Annotated in this window: 12 protein-coding genes; 10 read left to right on the top strand and 2 right to left on the bottom strand. The window is 62.0% G+C overall.

Annotated features, from left to right (window positions below):
* Positions 1–208: 208 nt before the first annotated feature.
* Both ACGHIZ_RS08460 and ACGHIZ_RS08455 read right to left on the bottom strand, forming a co-directional pair.
* Positions 209–2,293: a DUF6273 domain-containing protein gene (locus ACGHIZ_RS08460; RefSeq protein WP_390447485.1), complete on the bottom strand. Its 2,085-nt coding sequence runs from the start codon at positions 2,291–2,293 to the stop codon at positions 209–211.
* A gap of 171 nt (positions 2,294–2,464) precedes the next feature.
* On the bottom strand, positions 2,465–3,427 hold the full coding sequence (locus tag ACGHIZ_RS08455; protein WP_117817221.1) for an FHA domain-containing protein: 963 nt from the start codon (positions 3,425–3,427) through the stop codon (positions 2,465–2,467).
* 507 nt (positions 3,428–3,934) lie between these two features.
* Here ACGHIZ_RS08455 and ACGHIZ_RS08450 point away from each other — a divergent pair.
* The 10 genes from ACGHIZ_RS08450 to ACGHIZ_RS08405 all read left to right on the top strand — a co-directional run bounded on the left by ACGHIZ_RS08450 (position 3,935) and on the right by ACGHIZ_RS08405 (position 17,927).
* Entirely contained in the window at positions 3,935–6,226 is a 2,292-nt protein-coding gene (locus ACGHIZ_RS08450) for a DEAD/DEAH box helicase (RefSeq protein ID WP_390447481.1), read from the top strand.
* 462 nt (positions 6,227–6,688) lie between these two features.
* The gene (locus ACGHIZ_RS08445) at positions 6,689–7,201 is read left to right on the top strand and encodes a PTS glucose transporter subunit IIA (RefSeq protein ID WP_158549076.1); all 513 of its coding nucleotides are present in this window, start codon (positions 6,689–6,691) and stop codon (positions 7,199–7,201) included.
* A 54-nt stretch (positions 7,202–7,255) separates the two neighbouring features.
* On the top strand, positions 7,256–8,074 hold the full coding sequence (locus tag ACGHIZ_RS08440; protein WP_199410582.1) for a PRD domain-containing protein: 819 nt from the start codon (positions 7,256–7,258) through the stop codon (positions 8,072–8,074).
* A 99-nt stretch (positions 8,075–8,173) separates the two neighbouring features.
* Complete coding sequence (locus ACGHIZ_RS08435) at positions 8,174–9,790, top strand: PTS transporter subunit EIIC (protein WP_117637359.1); 1,617 nt, start codon at positions 8,174–8,176, stop codon at positions 9,788–9,790.
* A gap of 3 nt (positions 9,791–9,793) precedes the next feature.
* Positions 9,794–11,176 (top strand): 6-phospho-alpha-glucosidase, encoded by a 1,383-nt coding sequence (locus ACGHIZ_RS08430; protein ID WP_055310193.1) that lies wholly within the window; start codon positions 9,794–9,796, stop codon positions 11,174–11,176.
* Positions 11,177–11,432: 256 nt separating this feature from the next.
* Complete coding sequence (locus tag ACGHIZ_RS08425) at positions 11,433–13,265, top strand: NAD(P)-binding protein (RefSeq protein ID WP_390447477.1); 1,833 nt, start codon at positions 11,433–11,435, stop codon at positions 13,263–13,265.
* A 50-nt stretch (positions 13,266–13,315) separates the two neighbouring features.
* Positions 13,316–15,070, top strand: a complete 1,755-nt coding sequence (locus ACGHIZ_RS08420; protein ID WP_390449916.1) for an NADH-dependent [FeFe] hydrogenase, group A6 — start codon at positions 13,316–13,318, stop codon at positions 15,068–15,070.
* A gap of 2 nt (positions 15,071–15,072) precedes the next feature.
* Entirely contained in the window at positions 15,073–16,128 is a 1,056-nt protein-coding gene (locus tag ACGHIZ_RS08415) for an ABC transporter substrate-binding protein (protein ID WP_390447474.1), read from the top strand.
* Positions 16,129–16,152: 24 nt separating this feature from the next.
* The gene (locus ACGHIZ_RS08410; protein WP_390447471.1) at positions 16,153–17,511 is read left to right on the top strand and encodes an ATP-binding cassette domain-containing protein; all 1,359 of its coding nucleotides are present in this window, start codon (positions 16,153–16,155) and stop codon (positions 17,509–17,511) included.
* Positions 17,512–17,726: 215 nt separating this feature from the next.
* Complete coding sequence (locus ACGHIZ_RS08405) at positions 17,727–17,927, top strand: type II toxin-antitoxin system RelB/DinJ family antitoxin (protein ID WP_117583961.1); 201 nt, start codon at positions 17,727–17,729, stop codon at positions 17,925–17,927.
* Positions 17,928–18,002 lie beyond the last annotated feature (75 nt).

Raw genomic sequence — 18,002 nt, 5'->3', positions numbered from 1 at the left:
GCTCAATCGGTGGCCGTTCTAACCAATCATCTCAATCTGTAACATCTAGAGAGTTTTTTGACCCCTTACTGTTACAGATTGAGATGTTGTCTCGCGGGGTTGGGGTTTTGTCTCGTTCCGTAACATCTAGACCTGTATCTGCCGAGCTGGTGTTACAGATCTAGACAATTGCCGGGGAGGGGTCCCGTCACGGCAAGACGCCCGCTCCCTAGATGCAGAACCCGGGGATCACGCAGGTTCGCTTGCTTGGCTTTTCCGCAGGCGTTGCGTACGTAAAGACGTCGCCGTCGTAGCCCACACGGTTCATATAGAGCGTGCCTTCGCTCTCCGATGTGTCGGGACTCACCGTTCGTTCCCACCAGCAGGTGTCCTTGCCCTTCCACTGGCGGACCATCGTCTCGTTCGTGGAATACGGGCTCACCTTGAGCTCGCGGAAGAGCTGATACTCCTTGCCCTCGCCGTTGTAGATGTCTGCCAGGTAGTGATAGCCCTCGGCAAACGAATCGGGCGGTTGCGTACCGCACAGCTCGACCATGGCGGGCAGCCAAAGGGTTGCGGGCAACTCGCTCAGACACGATGCACTGTTGGCGGCGCCCACATTGTTCGAGACCTTCTTGACCCCTTTAATGAGCGCGCGCAACTCGTTGGGCAGCAGCTTAAGGCCGTCGCCGTCGAGCCATTCCCGCAGCTCGCAATCTGCCCAGCCGGCGCTCGGCGGTTCAGTCGCAGCATCGCGCTCGGCAATACCCGCGTCGAACATAAACGTCAGCCCGGCCTTGCCCGTCCCGTCCAGAAGCTCATCGTGGCGGATGCCCACAAGCTGAGCGCCGACCTCCAGCCCGTTGGCGAGCTTCACGCGCTTGGTGCACGGATAGGGGATATGCCCATCAACGTCGAGCAGGTGGTAGCGCTTGGCAATCTCGTGTGCCTCGCTACGGGTCTCGGCGGCCTTAATCTTGAGCGAAATCTCCTGCAGCTGAGCCCAGGTGTAGTCGTCAAGCGAACCGCGGATGCCGTCCAGGTAGTCGGGGATGCCAAAGCCATGGGTTGCCGCCCCGATAACGCCGAGCCCCGCAACGGCTGCAACGACGCCGCCGATGACAAAGCGACGGCGTGTCATGACGTCGTGCCGGGCCTGCTCCAAAATCTCTCGCGCGCGCTCGCCGGCGACGTCGACCTTAAGGTGCGTGCCAGAATCGATATCAATTGCGGCCTCGTCTCCTGCACCCTCGTGGTCCTCAGATTCTGCAGCGGGGAGGTATGTCGAGAGCACCTCGAGCATCTGCTGCTCGGTAGGGCGATCGCCCTGTTCGACCGAGATGCCTTTCATGATGATCTGGACAAGCGCTTTGTCGCCCTCGCAGCGCGGCTCGAGCGGCGCCGGTTTGGTCTTGGTCTTTATGAGGTAGAACGAGCCGGTCGCCGCGGCACCCGTCGACTCGACATCGAACGGTTTGCGACCGCTGTAGAGCTGGTACAGAATGCTCGAAAGCGCATAGACGTCGATCGCGGGCGAGCGGCGAAGGGCCGCGATGCCTTCGATATCCTGCGTGAGCATTTCGGGCGCGGCGTATGCGGGCGTGGCAAAGCGCCAGATGTCGGCGCGCCGGGTGATCGTGTCGTCGCCGAGGGCCATGGTCGCGGAGCCCATGTCGATGAGACAGGGGTCAAAGGAGCAATCGGCAATCTGCTGCTCGAGCGTTCGGCTGGTGGTGCGGAACATGATATTGGCAGGCGACAGGTCGCGATGGACGACCGGATTCACAAGGCCTTGGGTCATCAAGAGCGCGCGAAGCACGGCGTTTCCGACGGCGGCGACCATCTGGGTGGTCAGCCCGCCCGAGGCGTCGTGCGGAAGCAAGGGCAGCGCCTGTTTGAGCGAGGTGCCCTCGACCCACTCCATGAGGATAAGCGGGTCGTCCTCGCACGATCCGTAGCCATAGACGCGCGGAAATCCGCGCAGGTGCGAGACGGTACACAGATGACGGTACTCCTCGAACAGTGCGGCGGTGTTGGCCAGGTGCGCGGCCGATTGCTCGGCGGAGCGGTCGGGGGCTTGGCCGGAAAGGATGGCGTTGTCCTTGAGTAGCTTGACGGCAAAAACCTCGCCGCTTGTGTTGGTCGCGCGAAGCACATGTCCGATATTGCCGCTGTCGCGGTATGCCGTCTGAAGAATAAGCGTCATAAACCGGCGTTTGGCGTCGTCCTCGGCACTGGGGTCGACTGCCACGGCGGTATCGAACGTATCGAGACGGATGAGTTTGTCGCCATAGGCGCTATCGGTAGTATCCATGGCGTTCCTTTGTCTGGCATGGGTTGCCGCGCGTATACGTGGGCAGTGCGGATATCGGTAAAGTACTATGATAGCCGCACTGCCCACGTATACCGCTGGGTATTGTCGTTTACGACGTAGAAGGCAGTAGACGAAAGACGGGCGGTGACCGTCTTTCGATCACCGCCCGCGCTAGTCCACAATAACGAGAAACGTTGTATGGAGACCCAAGTGAAGCCTGTCGCTGTTTTCGATTTCCACCGGGGGATAGATCTTGCCGGGTTCGCGTTGGTCGCGCGGCGGCTCAATCACAATATCGCCGTCGCCCGCGCCCGATTCGAGCACTGTGCCGTTGGTCGATCCAAGGCCCTGGGCGTACCAGCGTCCACCTTCGAGCCAAATGCGGAGATGCTCGCGCGATGCATCGGTGCCTACATCGGTGATGCTGGGCGAGGTTTTGGGCAAGGACCCAATTACCGTGCCGCGCGGATCGCGTGTGAGGGGATGGATTTGCATGTCGGCGCAGTTGTCGGCATGGGTTCTGAGCAGACCGAGGTTGGGGGCGACAGTGCGCGGCTGCTCCAGGCTGCTCATAAAGCCACGTCCGACGGTAGTTTCGGTGGTGCCAAAGTGCCCGCCTGTCTTGCTGTCGCAAAAGCGCTCGACGGTGGCCACGCCTTGGATGGGGTCAGCGAGCGCCCCCGTTGCCACAAAGAGCATAAGGTAAAGCGTACTCTTCTCGCGCACGGCATTGCCGTCAAAGTTGTCGATGCGATTGAGGGCATTTGCATATAGGCGGCTGTCCAACTTGTAGCTGGCGAGAGCCGACATCATTTCGTTGGCGGCCGGGCCGCGATAGTGCTCGGCGATTGCCTGATAGGCGGACTCGCCGCTGCCGAGCTTGCTGCAGATTGCCGCGGAAAGATTGAGCGTGGTGATGGCAAAGTCGCTGTAGATGGCGGGCGCGCACTGGTCAGGCTCGCGATGGACGATGTAACGGGTGAGATACGAGCGGTTGGAAGAGCATTTCTCGAGCAGGGTACTGCCGAGATAAGAGTTTCCATTGATGAGCATTCGGGCGATCTCGAGATGTTTAAGACCGCCGAACGAGCGAATATCGTTATAGAGGACCGAGCAAGGCGTCTCTGCTGCCACGGATACCTCCTTTGATTGCTTCCTAGCCAATATGGCGATAGGAATTAATGGCCCCCGGTGGGCGACGTATTAAATGGCTGCGCAATATATAGCGTAACCAAAGCAACATTATAGGCCACATGTTCGAAATTGCAGGAAGACTGAGAGATTTGGTTTGGACTGGACGGAAATCCCCCTCTGTCTTGTTCTGTAACATTTAGGGCCGGTTTTGCTCCGCAGCCGTTACAGATTGAGACAATCAGCCGGGCCCGCCGCGTCCGCCTCGTCATCTGTGGTTTACGTGGGGGCATGCGAAGCACGGGTATACTAACCCGCGGCGAATCTGCTCCATCGCTTAGTGCTGCTGCGTCTGGACGGCGCGTGATAGGGCTGCCAAAGCGATCGCCAGCGTGCTGAGCAACGTCCTCTCTGTGCGCACCCGTTTTTGTATGTATTAGCGCACTACCAAGCACGCCCGCGCGGCCGCATGCCGTGCCCATTGCGCGTGCAGATAAGGAACAACAACATATGCGTAATTCTGTATCCGACGTCACCGACGCCGAGATTCTGGACGAGACCCGCGAGGCCATGACCCAGGCTGCCTTCGATGCTGCCGATGAGGCCAATGCTGCCCAGGCCGTCGAGTCCGCTACCGAGAGCCTGCCCGCCTTTGACGAGCTGGGCCTTTCCGACGAGATGCTTCGTGCTATCGAGAACCTGGGCTACACGGCGCCGACGCCCGTGCAGGCCGGTTCGATTCCTGTGGTGCTCGAAGGCCGCGACCTGCTTGCCGCCGCTCAGACCGGCACTGGCAAGACGGCTGCCTTTTTGCTGCCGACCATGAACAACCTGGAGCACATCGCTCCTCCCAAACCCGTACGCGAGCGCGGCGGCCGCAACCGCCGTCGCGGTGCCAAGAAGCCCGAGGGCAACGGCCGCGGCCCCGTGATGCTCGTCATCACCCCCACGCGCGAGCTCGCCCAGCAGATCGACGAGGTCGCCAGCAAGATCGCCGACGTCACCGGCCACGTTGCCGTGACCGTCGTGGGTGGCGTGAGCTACAAGCCGCAGACCGCTGCCCTCAAGTACGGCTGCGACATCCTGGTCGCAACGCCGGGCCGTCTGGTCGACTTGATCGAGCAGGGAGCCTGCCATCTGAACGAGGTCAAGGTGCTGGTGCTCGACGAGGCCGATCGCATGCTCGACATGGGCTTTTTGCCCGCCGTCCGCCGCATTGTGCGCGAGACGCCGGCCGAGCGCCAGACGCTGCTGTTCTCGGCGACCCTCGACGAGGAGGCCGTGGGCGAGATCACCGACCTGGTGAGCGACCCGGCCCGCGTGGAGATCGCGCCGGCCACGTCGACCGCCGACACCGTCGATCAGTTTGTGTTCCCGGTGTCCATCGAGGCAAAGAACAACCTGCTGCCTGAGTTCCTCAAAAAGGAGGGCCCGGAGCGCACCATCGTCTTTATGCGCACCAAGCACCGCGCCGACAGCTGCTGCCGTCGCCTTGAGCGCAAGGGCATCAAGGCCGCCGCGATTCACGGCAACCGCAGCCAGGCCCAGCGCGAGCGCGCGCTTTCTGCCTTCCGCGACGGCACCGTCGACGTGCTGGTGGCAACCGATGTTCTCGCCCGCGGCATCGACATTAGCGACGTGCGCTACGTCGTGAACTTCGACGTGCCGGCCGAGCCGACCGACTATATCCACCGCATTGGCCGTACGGGCCGCGCCGGCGAGCTGGGCTGGGCCATTACGTTTGTGACCGAGCAGGACGTCGACGAGTTCTACGAGATTGAGAAGCTCATGGACAAGACGGCCGATATTTACGAAGCGGGCGACCTGCACGTGGGTCCCAACCCGCCCGCCGTTGACCCCGAGCGCGATCCTGCCGCCTTTAAGGTGAAGAAGAAGACCAAGCGCGGCAAGTCCAAGAGCAAGAAGAAACTCGAGCAAGCGCGTCGCGACGGTAAGCGCAACGGCGACGATTACGGCGACGTTGCTGGTCGTTCCAACCGCGGCCGCGACGAGCGCCGCGGCGACGGCGAGCGTCCGAGCCGTCCCAAGCGCGGCGGCAAGACCCGCGTGCGCGAGGGCGTTCAGGCTCGCGTGGACGAGGCTGTGGAGAGCGTGGCCCGCGAGGTGGCTGCCGAGGAGCGCGGCGGTGCTGCCGCCGTCGAGCAGGCCCCGCGCGGTAACCGTGCCGAGCGTCGTGCCAAGCAGTTCCAGGGCGAGGCGCATCGCCGTCGCCGCGAGGACGAGGACCGCGGTGGCCGTCGTCGTGTCGATCGCGAGGACGAGGGCCGTGGCTCGCGTGGCGGCAAGCGCGGCTCGGGCGACCGTCGTCGTTCCGGTCGCGATGACGAGCGCGGTGGCCGTGATAAGCGTCGCGGCGGCGAGGGTCGCGGTGAGCGAGGTGCCCGTGGCGGTGAGTCCCGTGGCGGCAAGTGCTTTGAAGAGCGCGGTAGCCGCGGCGGCGAGCGTCGCGAGGGTGCTCGCGGCAATGGCGGCCGCAGCGGCGCTGGCCGTTCTAACGAGTCGCGCGATCGTCGTGATCCGCGTGCCAGCCGCGATCGTCGCGATGACTGGCGCAACTACGACGATACCCGCGAGGAGCGTCGTGGCGGCTATCGTGGCGGGCGTGGCGGCAACCAGGCCGGCTCCCGCGGCGGCCGCGCCGGCGGTCGCGATAACCGTGGCAGCTATGGCAACAGCCGTGGCGGCAAGCGCGGCGGCAGCTCCCGTCGTCCCGGCGACGGCGGCGGCAAGCGCGGCGGCAGCTCCCGTCGTCCCGGCGACGGCGGCGGCAAGCGCAAGTAACACACGTGTCGCGCGGTAAGTCGAGGCGACCAGAGGGCTCCGGGCATGTTTTGCTCGGGGCCCTTTTTGGTGCAAGGGGGACAGGTTCATATGCACCAACGTTTTGAAGCTGCGGTGGAATACGGACTGTTTTGGCCTTTTGAGCGGCTTTTCAGCCCCTATTTCACCGCAACTCATGATTGGTGCAAAGGGGCCAGAGCAAGGAGTGTCCCTGGGTGCCGGCAGAAAAGGAACGTCCCTAAGTGCCGCATAAATACCGTTTATCGGAGAAAAAATACCGTTCGCCGGTCATAATGATTGTTCCGGCTTTGGGCTTGTCTACAATAACTCCCGTAAAAAGAAATGCGGAAGGTTACCGAGTCCCTCGGACGTGGGCCTAACCAAAGTCTTTGAACGGGTGTGTCTCTATGGATGCATTCGCTTGATTTTGGTTGGGCTATATTTATGAAGGGACATGCCACCATGGGTTTCTTTTCTCGCCTGATGGGCGGTTCGGATGAGCAGAAGACTGCAGCTTCCGAGTTCGAAATCCTCGCTCCCGTTTCCGGCGAGCTTGTTCATCTAGAAAATACCAATGACCCCGCTTTTAGCAGCCGTGCCGTGGGCGATGGCGTTGCCGTGGTTCCCCAAGAGGGAACGGTGTGCGCTCCTGTTTCCGGCACCGTCGCGGCGCTGTTCCCGACCGAGCATGCACTGGGCATCATGTCCGACGACAGCTCTGCTCAGGTGATGCTGCATATCGGAATCGACACTGTTAAACTTGAGGGCAAGGGCTTCCATGCGCTTGTTGCCCAGGGTGACCATGTCGACGCGGGCCAGCCCCTCGTCGAGGTCGATTTCGACGCGGTCCGCGCCGCCGGCTTCGATCCCACGGTCTTCGTTATCGTGTGCGAGCGTTCGGAGAACTCGACTCTTCGTGAGCACGCTTCCGGCCCTGTTGCTGTTAAAGAGCCTGTCGTCTGGCTTTCCGAGTAAATTCTTGTGGTGGGTACCGTGGTTATCAAGCGAGTTTTCAACAACAACGTCGCAATGGTCACTTCGGACGATGGCTCTGAGCTCATCGTCATCGGTCGAGGCCTCTGCTTTGGCCGTCATGCCGGCGATGCCATCGACGAGGCATCGGTCGAAAAGACCTACGCGTTGCAGGAGGGAACTTCTCAGGATTCGCGTACGATTGACCGCTTGGCACATCTTTTAGAGTCCATCCCCACCGTCAACCTCGTGATTTCCGAGGACATCGTTCAGATGCTTCGTCGAGAGCTCAATGTTGATATCAACGACAAGATTCTCATTGCTCTCGCAGACCATATCAGCCTTGCTTTGGAGCGCGAGCGCAAGGGCGTCCCCTGCGAGAATCCGTTGCTGCTCGAGATCCAGCAGTTCTATCGCAAGGAGTATGCGCTTGCGGGCCGTGCGCTGCAGATTGTCAAGGAGTATATGGGCATCCAGATGAGCGAAGAAGAGCAGGGTTTTATTACGCTGCATATCGTCAACGCCACCATGCCGCAACGCTCCGACCGTCTCATCATCTCGGTCCAGCTTGTTCGCGACGTGCTTGCGATTGTTTCCGAGCGCTATGCTACGACCCTCGATGACACCTCGCTGCCCTATGAGCGTTTCGTCCGCCACCTGCAGTTTTTCGCACAGCGGGCGCTTGACCCCGCGGCCGGGCAGATCAATGGCGACGCGCTGTTCCGTATCGATGAAACGGCGTATCCGAGGGCGTTCTCGTGTGCGGAGTCAATTGCCGACCACTTAGCGTCTACCTATAACGTTGTCGTTACCGATGCCGAGAAGAGTTATCTCGCATATCACATTGTTAACCTGCTTGGAGAACCTGGTCTCTAGGCATAACGTGCCCACACATCGATTGATATAAGGCAAGGCTCACGGTCTTGTCCAGGGCACATCTGTCTTAATTTGCGGAAAAGGAAGGGGAGTACCGCTATGACCGCAAAAAAGAAGTTCAATTTCAAAGCGCCGTTGGAGGTGTTCGCGAAGTCAATCGTTCAGCCGATGATGTATCTCTCGGTTGCCGGCATTCTGCTCATCGTGGGCATTATTCTGACCAACAAGACCATCTGCGCCGTGATCCCTGTGCTGGGCTCCGGTCCGTTCCAGCTTGTGGGCGCCGTTGTCTATCAGTCGCTGATGTTTATCATCAACAACCTCTCGATTCTGTTCTGCGTGGGCATCGCCGGCGCCATGGCAAAGAAGAACAAGGGCCATGCTTCGCTGATTGCCCTGATGTCGTTCTTCCTGTTCCTGCAGGCTAACAACATCGTACTCAACGCCACCGGCTCTCTTGCCGAAGCGAGCGGCATGCTCGGTCTTACCGGAACCGGCCAGAGCACCGTTATGGGCATTCAGGTGCTCGATACCGGCGTGTTTGGCGGCATCATTCTTGGTTGCATCACCGGTGCCGTGTTCAACAAGTACTCGAACAAGCAGTTCCCCATTGCCCTTTCGATGTTCTCGGGCGTTCGCTTCCCGTTCCTGATCATGATCATCATCTCCTGGATCATGGGCGCTGGCTTCTGCATCGTTTGGCCTCCGGTTCAGGGCGCCATCTCCTCCGTTGCCGGCATCATTAAGGAGTCGGGCAACATCGGTCTGTTTATCTACGGCATGCTCAACAAGCTGCTCGTTCCCACCGGCCTGCACCACCTCATCTACACCCCGTTCCAGTTCTCCGATGTGGGCGGCACCCTTACGCTGGGTGATCAGGTTATCGCCGGCGCCTATCCCATCCGTGTTGCCGAGATGGCGATGACGGGCCAGCCCTTCTCCGATAGCACCTACTTCAACAGCTACACCTTCAACAACCTGTGGCCCTACATCGGTATCGGTCTCGCCTTTATCTTCACCGCTTACAAGGGGAACAAGGATAAGACCAAGGCCGTTATCATCCCGCTGATCATCACCGCCGTGCTCTCCTGCGTGACCGAGCCCATGGACTTCCTCTTTGTCTTTGCCGCTCCCGTGCTCTTTGTCGTTCACTCGATTCTTTCCGGCATCTTCCTGGTTCTGCTCAAGGTCCTCTCCGTGCCCGCTTCGACTGCAGGCGGCATCATCAACATCGTGGTTTCCAACCTGGTCCTCGGTGTCGACAAGACCAACTGGCCGGTTATGCTGGTGCTTGGAGTCGTCAACGCCGCTCTGTACTTCTTCCTCTTCACCTTCCTTATTAAGAAGCTCAACCTCCACACGCCTGGTCGCGAGGAAGAGTCCGAGCTTGCTGAGTCCGTTGCCGAGGGCGAGGCCGCCGCGTCTGTCGCGGTGAAGCAGGGCGCTGTTGCCGCGGCCCCCGCAGAGGGCGTCGATGCAGGTATTGCCGACCTGGTCGCAGGTCTTGGTGGCAAGGACAACATCGAGGAGCTCGAGAACTGCTTTACGCGTCTCCGCGTGAACGTTAAGAACCCGGACCTCATCAATGAGGACCTCATCAACCACGTGCCCAACAGCGGCATCAACCGCAACGGCAATAATATCCAGATCATCTTTGGCATGAAGGTCGCCGAGATGCGCGACAAGGTCGAAAACGCAATTGAGAAGGAGCAGTAAACAATGATCATTACTCTGTGTGGTGGCGGATCCACCTTTACCCCCGGCATCGTCAAGTCCATCGCTCTGCGCAAGGACGAGCTCGACGTTGACGAGATTCGTCTGTACGACATCAACGAGGAGCGCCAGCGCAAGATCGGCGTGCTCGTGGACTGGATTTTGCACGAGGACCTTGGCCTGGACATCAAGCTCACGGTGACCACCGACAAGGAGACTGCCTTTACGGACGCGAGCTTCGTGTTTGCCCAGATGCGCGTGGGCGGCTATGCCATGCGCGAGCAGGACGAGAAGATTCCGCTGCGTCACGGCTGCGTGGGCCAGGAGACCTGCGGTTGCGGCGGCCTTGCCTACGGCATGCGCACCATCTTCCCCATGGTCGAGCTGATCGATGACGTTGAGAAGTACGCCAAGAAGGACTACTGGATTCTCAACTACTCCAACCCTGCTGCCATCGTGTCCGAGGGCTGCCGCGTGCTGCGTCCCAACGCTCGCATCATCAACATCTGCGACATGCCGATCGCGATCATCGACGTGGTTTGCGCCGCACTCGATATCGACAAGAAGGATGTCGAGTACGATTACTTTGGCCTCAACCACTTTGGTTGGTTCACCTCGATCCGCCACAAGGGCGAGGAGGTGCTCCCGCAGCTGCGCGAGTACATCAAGGAGCACGAGATTCTGCTGCCCGACTCCTACCTCAAGGGCATGGGCTCGCTCATGGCAAAGAAGCCCGAGGAGGCCACTGACGAGCACCCCGAGCAGAACCGCCACACCAAGGGCAGCTGGTACTACGTCTGGAAGGGCGAGTACGAGATCATGGAGTGCTTCCCGGAGTACCTGCCTAACACGTATCTGAACTACTACCTGCAGCAGAAGGAGTTCGTCGAGCATTCCAACCCCGAGCGCACCCGTGCTAACGAGGTTGAGGAGACGCGCGAGAAGAACCTCTTCGACGGCATCGACCACTACGAGAAGACCGGCGAGATCGACGAGAGTACGTTCTATGCGGGCAGCCACGGCGACTGGATTGCCGACCTGGCCATCGCTCTGAAGAACGATACCAAGCAGCGCTTCCTGGTCATTTGCGAGAACAAGGGCGCTATCCCCAACATGCCCTACGACGCCATGGTCGAGCTGCCTGCCTACATTGGCAAGAACGGCCCCGAGGTCATCAGCCGTGACAACATTCCTCTGTTCCAGCAGGGTCTTATGATGCAGCAGCTGAACTCCGAGAAGCTCGTGGTCGAGGCCACGATCGAGGGTTCGTACGAGAAGGCGCTCAAGGCCTTTACGCTCAACAAGACCGTGCCTTCGATGAAGGTCGCCAAGGAAGTTCTCGACGACATGATCGAGGCCAACAAGGGTTACTGGCCCGAGCTTAAGTAAAAGCAACAGGGTCGCTGGCCGCATACCTGGAGCAATGCCCCGTCCACGTGATTGCGTGGGCGGGGCATTGTCATTTGGTAACGCGTTTTACCAAATATGGCATTTATCTGCGGTAATGTTCTATTTCACCGCCGAGGGTGACATTTCATACCGCCTGCCGAACTGCGTGGAGACCTAACAACTTTTTAGGTCAGTGTTGTGCGTGTAGCAACTTCGCCCGGCCTCGCCTCCGGGCTGCCATGTGAGAGGGGATCTTATGGCTCGACTGCACGTAATGGAACGCAGCCACGCTCAGGCCGTCATGGACGACCTGCACGATGCGCTCGGACGTCGTCTGGCGGTGAGTTCGCTCGCCCCGTGCCCCGTTGAGTTTACGGCAGCGCTCGTCAATCTGTGCTCCACCCAGAGCTGCGGCAAGTGCACGCCCTGCCGCGTGGGCCTGAGCGCGCTGAGCGACCTGCTCGCCGATGTGCTCGAGGGCCGCGCCGACGAGTCCACGCTCAACTTGATTGAGCGCACCGCCCGCACCATCTACCTTTCGAGCGACTGCGCCATCGGCTACGAAGCTGGCGCCATGGCACTCACGGCCATTCGCGGCTTCCGCGACGATTTTGAGCACCACATTCGCGAGCACTCCTGCGGCTTTGACCGCGAGGCCCGCGTCCCGTGCGTTTCGGGCTGCCCGGCGCACGTCGACATTCCCGGGTACATTTCGCTGGTCGAGGCCGGCCGCTATGCCGACGCCGTCAAGGTCATCCGCAAGAACAATCCGCTGCCGCTCGTCTGCGGCCTGGTGTGCGAGCATCCCTGCGAGATGCACTGCCGCCGTGGCATGGTCGACGACCCCATGAACATCCTCGCCCTCAAGCGTTTTGCCGTTGAGCATAGCGACCTCAACGACCACAAGCCGAATGTGGTGGACAACACCGGGAAGCGCGTCGCCGTGATCGGCGGCGGCCCGGCCGGTCTTTCTTGCGCTTACTACCTGGCCGTGATGGGCCACAAGGTGACCATCTTGGAGCAGCGCCACCACCTGGGCGGCATGCTGCGCTACGGCATCCCCAGCTATCGTCTGCCGCGCGAGCGCCTGCAGGCCGAGATCGACTGGATCTTGAGCGCCGGCATCGACGTGGAGCTCGACCACTCCGTCAACGGCGAGGAGCTTGCCCGTCTGCGCGACGAGGTCGATGCCGTCTACCTGGCCATTGGCGCCCACAGCGATAAGAAGCTCGGCCTTCCGGGCGAAGAGGCTCCCGGCGTGGAGTCGGCCGTCAAGATGCTGCGCGCCATCGGCGATGACGAGCTGCCCGACCTGAGCGGCCAGCGCGTGTGCGTCATCGGCGGCGGTAACGTGGCCATGGACGTGGCGCGCTCCGCCGTGCGCTGCGGTGCCGAAAAGGTGAGCATCGTCTACCGCCGTCGCATCTGCGACATGACGGCCCAGGACGCCGAGATCGCCGGTGCCCAGGCCGAGGGCTGCGAGGTGCTGGAGTTGACCGCCCCGCTCGCTATCGAGACGGGCGAGGAAGGTCGCGTGAGTGGCCTGCGCGTGCAGCCGCAGATCATCGGCGAGCCCCGTCGTGGGCGTCCGGCCCCGCGTGCCGCCGCCACGCCCGAGCGCGTCATTCCCTGCGAGCGCGTGTTTGTGGCCATTGGCCAGGACATCGATTCCAAGCCGTTTGAGGACATGGGCATCGCCTGCAAGTGGGGTCGCGTCGTCACCGATTCGGATGGCGCCGTGCCTAACTTCGATGGCCTCTTTAGCGGCGGTGACTGCCAGACCGGCCCCGCCACCGTCATCCGTGCCATCAACGCCGGCCGCGTTGCTTCGGCAAATATCGACCGCTATCTGGGCTTTGACCACAAGATCAAGCTCGACGTTGAGCTGCCGACCGTGCAGTTTAAGGGCAAGCACGAGTGCGGCCGCTGCGAGCTGGGCGAGCGCGAAGCCGGCGAGCGCATCCACGATTGGAATCTGGTCGAGCAGGGCCTTACCGAGGAGGAGGCACGCCAGGAGGCAAGCCGCTGCCTGCGTTGCGACCACTTTGGCTTTGGCGCGTTCCGCGGAGGGAGGAACCTGGAATGGTAGAGCCCAACAAAACCACTGTCAGCGACAACACCGAAAGCGGAGCACTCAACATGGTCAAGCTCACGATCGATAATTGCGAGGTCGTGGTGCCCGAGCACACCACGATCCTGGATGCGGCCAAGTCCGTCGGCATCCAGATTCCCACCCTGTGCTACCTGCGCGATCTGAACGAGATCGGCGGTTGCCGCGTGTGCGTGGTCGAGGTCGAGGGCTGCGAACAGCTGGTTGCCGCCTGCAACAACTACGTGCTCGACGGCATGGTGGTCCACACCAACAGCCCCAAGGCCCGCGAGGCCCGTCGCACCAACGTGCAGCTGCTGCTGTCCCAGCACGACTCGCGCTGTACGAGCTGTGTGCGCAGCGGCAACTGCAACCTGCAGACCATCGCCAACGACCTTGGCATTTTCTATCTGCCGTACGAGCAGCACCTGGCGCGCGAGGGCTGGGACTTCGATTTCCCCATCATCCGCGATAACGACAAGTGCATCAAATGCATGCGCTGCATCAAGGTGTGCGAGAGCGTGCAGGGCTTAGGGATTTGGGACCTGACCAACCGCGCCACGCATACCGCCGTGGGCACCCGCGGGCGTGCACCGATCGGCAAGACCGATTGCGTCGCGTGCGGTCAGTGCATCACGCATTGCCCGACGGGCGCCCTGCGCGAGCGTGACGATACCGAGACCGTGTTCGATGCTCTCGCCGATCCTGACAAGATTGTACTGGTGCAGATTGCGCCGGCCGTGCGTAGCGCCTGGGGCGAGGAGCTCGGCATTCCGCGCGAGGAGGCTACCGTCGAACGCCTGGCTTGCGCGCTGCGCCGCGTGGGCTTTGAGTACGTGTTCGACACCGATTTCTCGGCCGACCTCACCATTATGGAGGAGGGATCCGAGCTGCTCGAGCGCCTGGGCGCTGCCTCCAAGGGCGAGGGCGACAGTCGCGGCTGGCCCATGTTCACGAGTTGCTGCCCGGGCTGGGTGCGCTTTGTGAAGGCGCGCTATCCGGAGTTTGTCGACAGCCTGTCCACGTCCAAGTCGCCGCAGCAGATGTTCGGCGCCATTGCCAAGACGTACTACGCCAAGGTGTTGGGCGTGGAGCCCGAGCGCCTGTTCGTGGTGTCCGTGATGCCGTGCACGGCCAAGAAGGCCGAGTGTGCGCTGCCGAGCATGGTGGGCGAGGGCGGCGTGCCCGATGTGGACGTTGCGCTGACGGTGCGCGAGATGGTACGCATGATTCGCGCGAGCCACGTGAGCGTCGACACGCTTACCGAGGAGCCGCTCGATACGCCGCTGGGCTTCGGCACGGGCGCGGGCGTGATCTTTGGCGCCACGGGAGGCGTGATGGAGGCTGCCGTGCGCTCGGCCTATTACCTGGTGACGGGCAAGAACCCCGATGCGGATTTCTTTACCGACGTGCGTGGCCTGAATGGCTGGAAGGAGGCCGTGGCCGATATCGATGGCACCAAGGTGCGCGTCGCCGTGGCGCACGGGCTGGGCAACGCTGCCCGCCTGCTCGATGCGATTCGCGACGGCCGTGCGAGCTATGACTTCGTCGAGGTCATGGCGTGCCCGGGCGGCTGCGTCGGTGGCGGCGGCCAGTCCATTCACGACGGCTGCGAGCTGGCGGCCGAGCGCGGCCAGGTGCTGTGGGGCCTGGATGCCGCTGCGGACATTCGCTTCTCGCACGAGAACCCCGATGTTCAGGCGTGCTACCGCGAGTTTTTGGGCGCGCCGCTCTCGCCGCTGGCCGAGGAGTTGCTGCATACCGACCATCACGCCTGGTCGATGCCTAACGAGGGGAAGTGCTAGCGATGCGCGCGTTTGATGTTGAGATGACGCGCCGGGGGTTTGCCTCGGCGCTCGCCGTGGGCGCGTTGTCGCTTGCGCTCGCGGGCTGTGGCGGCGGGGCTGTCGGTGCCGGGCCCGCCGCGGGCTCGGCTGCCACGGACGGTGCCGGTGCTGCTGCGGAGCCGGTCGAGGTGCACGTCGCCTCGCTCAAGGGACCGACCTCGATTGGCCTGGTGCAGTTTATGGACCAGGCGGCCGACGATGCCACGGATAACGAGTTCGACTTTGCGATCAGCGCCGCGGCCGACGAGATCGTGCCCAAGATGATTCAGGGCGATGTCGACATTGCCCTGGTGCCCGCCAACGTGGCGAGCGTGCTCTACAACAAGACCGAGGGCGCGGTGCAGGTCATCGACATCAACACGCTGGGCGTGCTGAACGTGGTGACGGGTAACGCGGACGTTACTTCGTTTGGTGATCTGGCGGGTCGTACCGTCTACATGACGGGCAAAGGCACCACGCCGGAGTACGTCATGAACTACCTGCTGGAGCGCGCGGGCCTGACCAGACAGGTGACGCTCGAGTTTAAGAGCGAGCCCACCGAGGTGCTGTCGGCCCTGCTTGCCGACCCGTCCGCCGTGGGCGTGCTGCCGGAGCCGTTCAAGACAGCTGCCATCGCAAAGAGCGAAGGCAAGCTGTCGGCTCCGGTAAGCCTGACCGATGCGTGGGATGAGCTGGCGGGTGACACGGGCTCGCGCTTGCTGACGGGTGTGACCGTGGTGCGCCGCGCGGTTGCCGAGGAACATCCCGAGGCCGTGGCGGAGTTCTTGAGCTGCCATGCGGCGAGCGTTAAGGCTGTCAATGCGGCGCCAGCAGACTGGGCGCAGGCCGTGGTCGATGCCGGCATCGTGGATAACGCCAAGATCGCCGAGAAGGCGATTCCCGGGTGCATGCTTGTCTGCCAGACGGGCAAGGATATGAAGGCGGCACTTAGCGGGTATCTGCAGGTGCTGTCCGACGCGGACGCGAGTGCCGTGGGTGGTAAACTTCCGGCTGACGATTTCTACTACATGGAGTAGCCCGTGCGCGCGTTTGCTCGACAAATGACAGAGCGTATGAAGGCGGTGGCGGCAGCAGGTGCCGTTGCCGCCTTTTGGCTTGCCGTGTGGGTGCTGATGGCGGGTTTCGTGGCGCAGCCGTTGATTTTGCCGGGGCCGGGTGCGGTTGCCTTGGCGCTGCTGCGCCTGGTGTGCGATGGCGGTACCTGGGTGATTTTGGCGGGCTCGGGCGCGCGGATACTGGGCGGGCTAGCGCTTGCCGCGGTGTGTGGTGGCGTGCTTGCCGGGATTTCGTCACGGTCGCGGGCGTTTGCGCGCCTGGTGGCTCCGGCACTGTCGTTTGTAAAGGCGACACCGGTCGCCTGCGTGGTAGTCCTGCTGCTCATTTGGCTGGGGTCGGCGCGCGTGAGCATTGCGGCGGTCTTTTTGATGGCGCTGCCGGGCGTGTATTTCTCGCTGGTCGAGGGTTTGACGCAAGCGGATAAGCCACTGGAGCAGATGTTTCGCCTGCATGGCGTACGGGGTTGGCGCCTGTTTTGCGCCCATACCTGGCGCGAAGTTCTACCGTTTGTGCTTTCGTGCGCGCAAGCGGTGATTGGCATGAGCTGGAAGGCCGGTGTGGCGGCGGAGCTGATCGGCATGGCGACGGGCACCGTTGGCGAGCGCATCTATCAGGCGAAGCTGCTCATCGAGACGGCTGACCTGCTGGCGTGGACCGTGCTGGTTGTTATGGCTTCGTGGGCATGCGAGCGCGTACTGGTGTGGCTGCTGCGGGCTTCGGGGCCTGCGGCGTGGCGTGCTGCCGTGTGGGCACATGGGCGTGGTACTCGCGGGCGTTCGGGCGACTCTGCTGGCGCCGGCGCTGCGGCGGAGCTTGCGCTTGCCGTGGGCGATTGTGCGCCCTGGGCGCCGGCGCTCGACGGTCTGGTGCTCAACGTGCCCGCGGGCGGGCGTATCTGTGTGATGGGTGCTTCGGGCATGGGCAAGTCGACGCTGCTTTCGTTGGCAGCGGGGGAGTGCGCGCCGTGCTCGATGGTGTTTCAGGACGCGCGCTTGGTCGAGTCCGCCTCGGCGCTGGATAACGTGCTGGTGTGCGCCGATGCGCGTGCGGATGCTTCGAGCGCCGCGGCATTGCTGCGCCTGCTGGTGCCGGGAATCGATGTGAATGCGTGCATGGCCGAGCTTTCGGGCGGGCAACGCCGTCGCGTCGAGATTGCCCGCGCCCTGCTGTGCCCAGGCGATGCGGTGATTCTGGACGAGCCCTTTACCGGTCTAGATACCGCTGCGCGCGACGCATGCGCCGAGGTCGTGCTCGACTTGCTCGACGGTCGCATGCTGCTGCTCGCCACGCACGATGCCGCCGACGCTCAGGCTCTCGATATCTCTGACATCATCACGCTCTAAATACTAATTCAGCAACAAAATGATCCGTTTTCCTCCGTCCCCATGGGGTCGGCTGTGGTATTCTATCTGCGGGGTAATACTTAGGAATACCAAGTAATACCAACGCCGCAGAAACAAACTCCAGATGCGGGCCAATCGGGTTGCCTTCACAGCCCGTCGCCCAGCCGCGTGGCCCGCATCTATCCGCACCACCGTCGTTTCAAAAAGGAAGCGCCATGGCAGAACACATGACCCCGGTTGTCGCGAAGGTCTTGCCCGAGGAAAAGGCGGCCTTCGCGGCGGCAACCCAGCTCGTGGGCACCACACCGTCCAACGCCATCCGCATGTTTATCGCCGCGTTTAATCGCTGCGGCACCTTTCCGTTCGACATTTCGCCCAACGGGGCCTTTGGCACTGCGCCTGATTCTCATCAATAAGTGATCCGTTTTCCTCCATCCCCATGGGATCAGCTCTCTGCCGAGTTGTGGTAGAACTAGGGAACGGTTTTGAGG

The organism is Collinsella sp. i05-0019-G5, from assembly GCF_042851345.1.
Lineage (GTDB): Bacteria > Actinomycetota > Coriobacteriia > Coriobacteriales > Coriobacteriaceae > Collinsella.
Note: the sequence above shows the minus strand (reverse complement) of the source record. Positions and strands in the feature narration are given on the sequence as shown.

Bases quoted from the DNA above. Each gene is read 5' to 3' on its own strand.
- ACGHIZ_RS08425 (WP_390447477.1), top strand. From the start codon at position 11,433: ATGGCTCGACTGCACGTAATGGAACGCAGCCACGCTCAGGCCGTCATG.
- ACGHIZ_RS08460 (WP_390447485.1), bottom strand. From the start codon at position 2,293: ATGGATACTACCGATAGCGCCTATGGCGACAAACTCATCCGTCTCGAT.
- ACGHIZ_RS08450 (WP_390447481.1), top strand. From the start codon at position 3,935: ATGCGTAATTCTGTATCCGACGTCACCGACGCCGAGATTCTGGACGAG.
- ACGHIZ_RS08405 (WP_117583961.1), top strand. From the start codon at position 17,727: ATGGCAGAACACATGACCCCGGTTGTCGCGAAGGTCTTGCCCGAGGAA.
- ACGHIZ_RS08415 (WP_390447474.1), top strand. From the start codon at position 15,073: ATGCGCGCGTTTGATGTTGAGATGACGCGCCGGGGGTTTGCCTCGGCG.
- ACGHIZ_RS08420 (WP_390449916.1), top strand. From the start codon at position 13,316: ATGGTCAAGCTCACGATCGATAATTGCGAGGTCGTGGTGCCCGAGCAC.
- ACGHIZ_RS08410 (WP_390447471.1), top strand. From the start codon at position 16,153: ATGACAGAGCGTATGAAGGCGGTGGCGGCAGCAGGTGCCGTTGCCGCC.
- ACGHIZ_RS08430 (WP_055310193.1), top strand. From the start codon at position 9,794: ATGATCATTACTCTGTGTGGTGGCGGATCCACCTTTACCCCCGGCATC.
- ACGHIZ_RS08445 (WP_158549076.1), top strand. From the start codon at position 6,689: ATGGGTTTCTTTTCTCGCCTGATGGGCGGTTCGGATGAGCAGAAGACT.
- ACGHIZ_RS08440 (WP_199410582.1), top strand. From the start codon at position 7,256: ATGGTCACTTCGGACGATGGCTCTGAGCTCATCGTCATCGGTCGAGGC.
- ACGHIZ_RS08435 (WP_117637359.1), top strand. From the start codon at position 8,174: ATGACCGCAAAAAAGAAGTTCAATTTCAAAGCGCCGTTGGAGGTGTTC.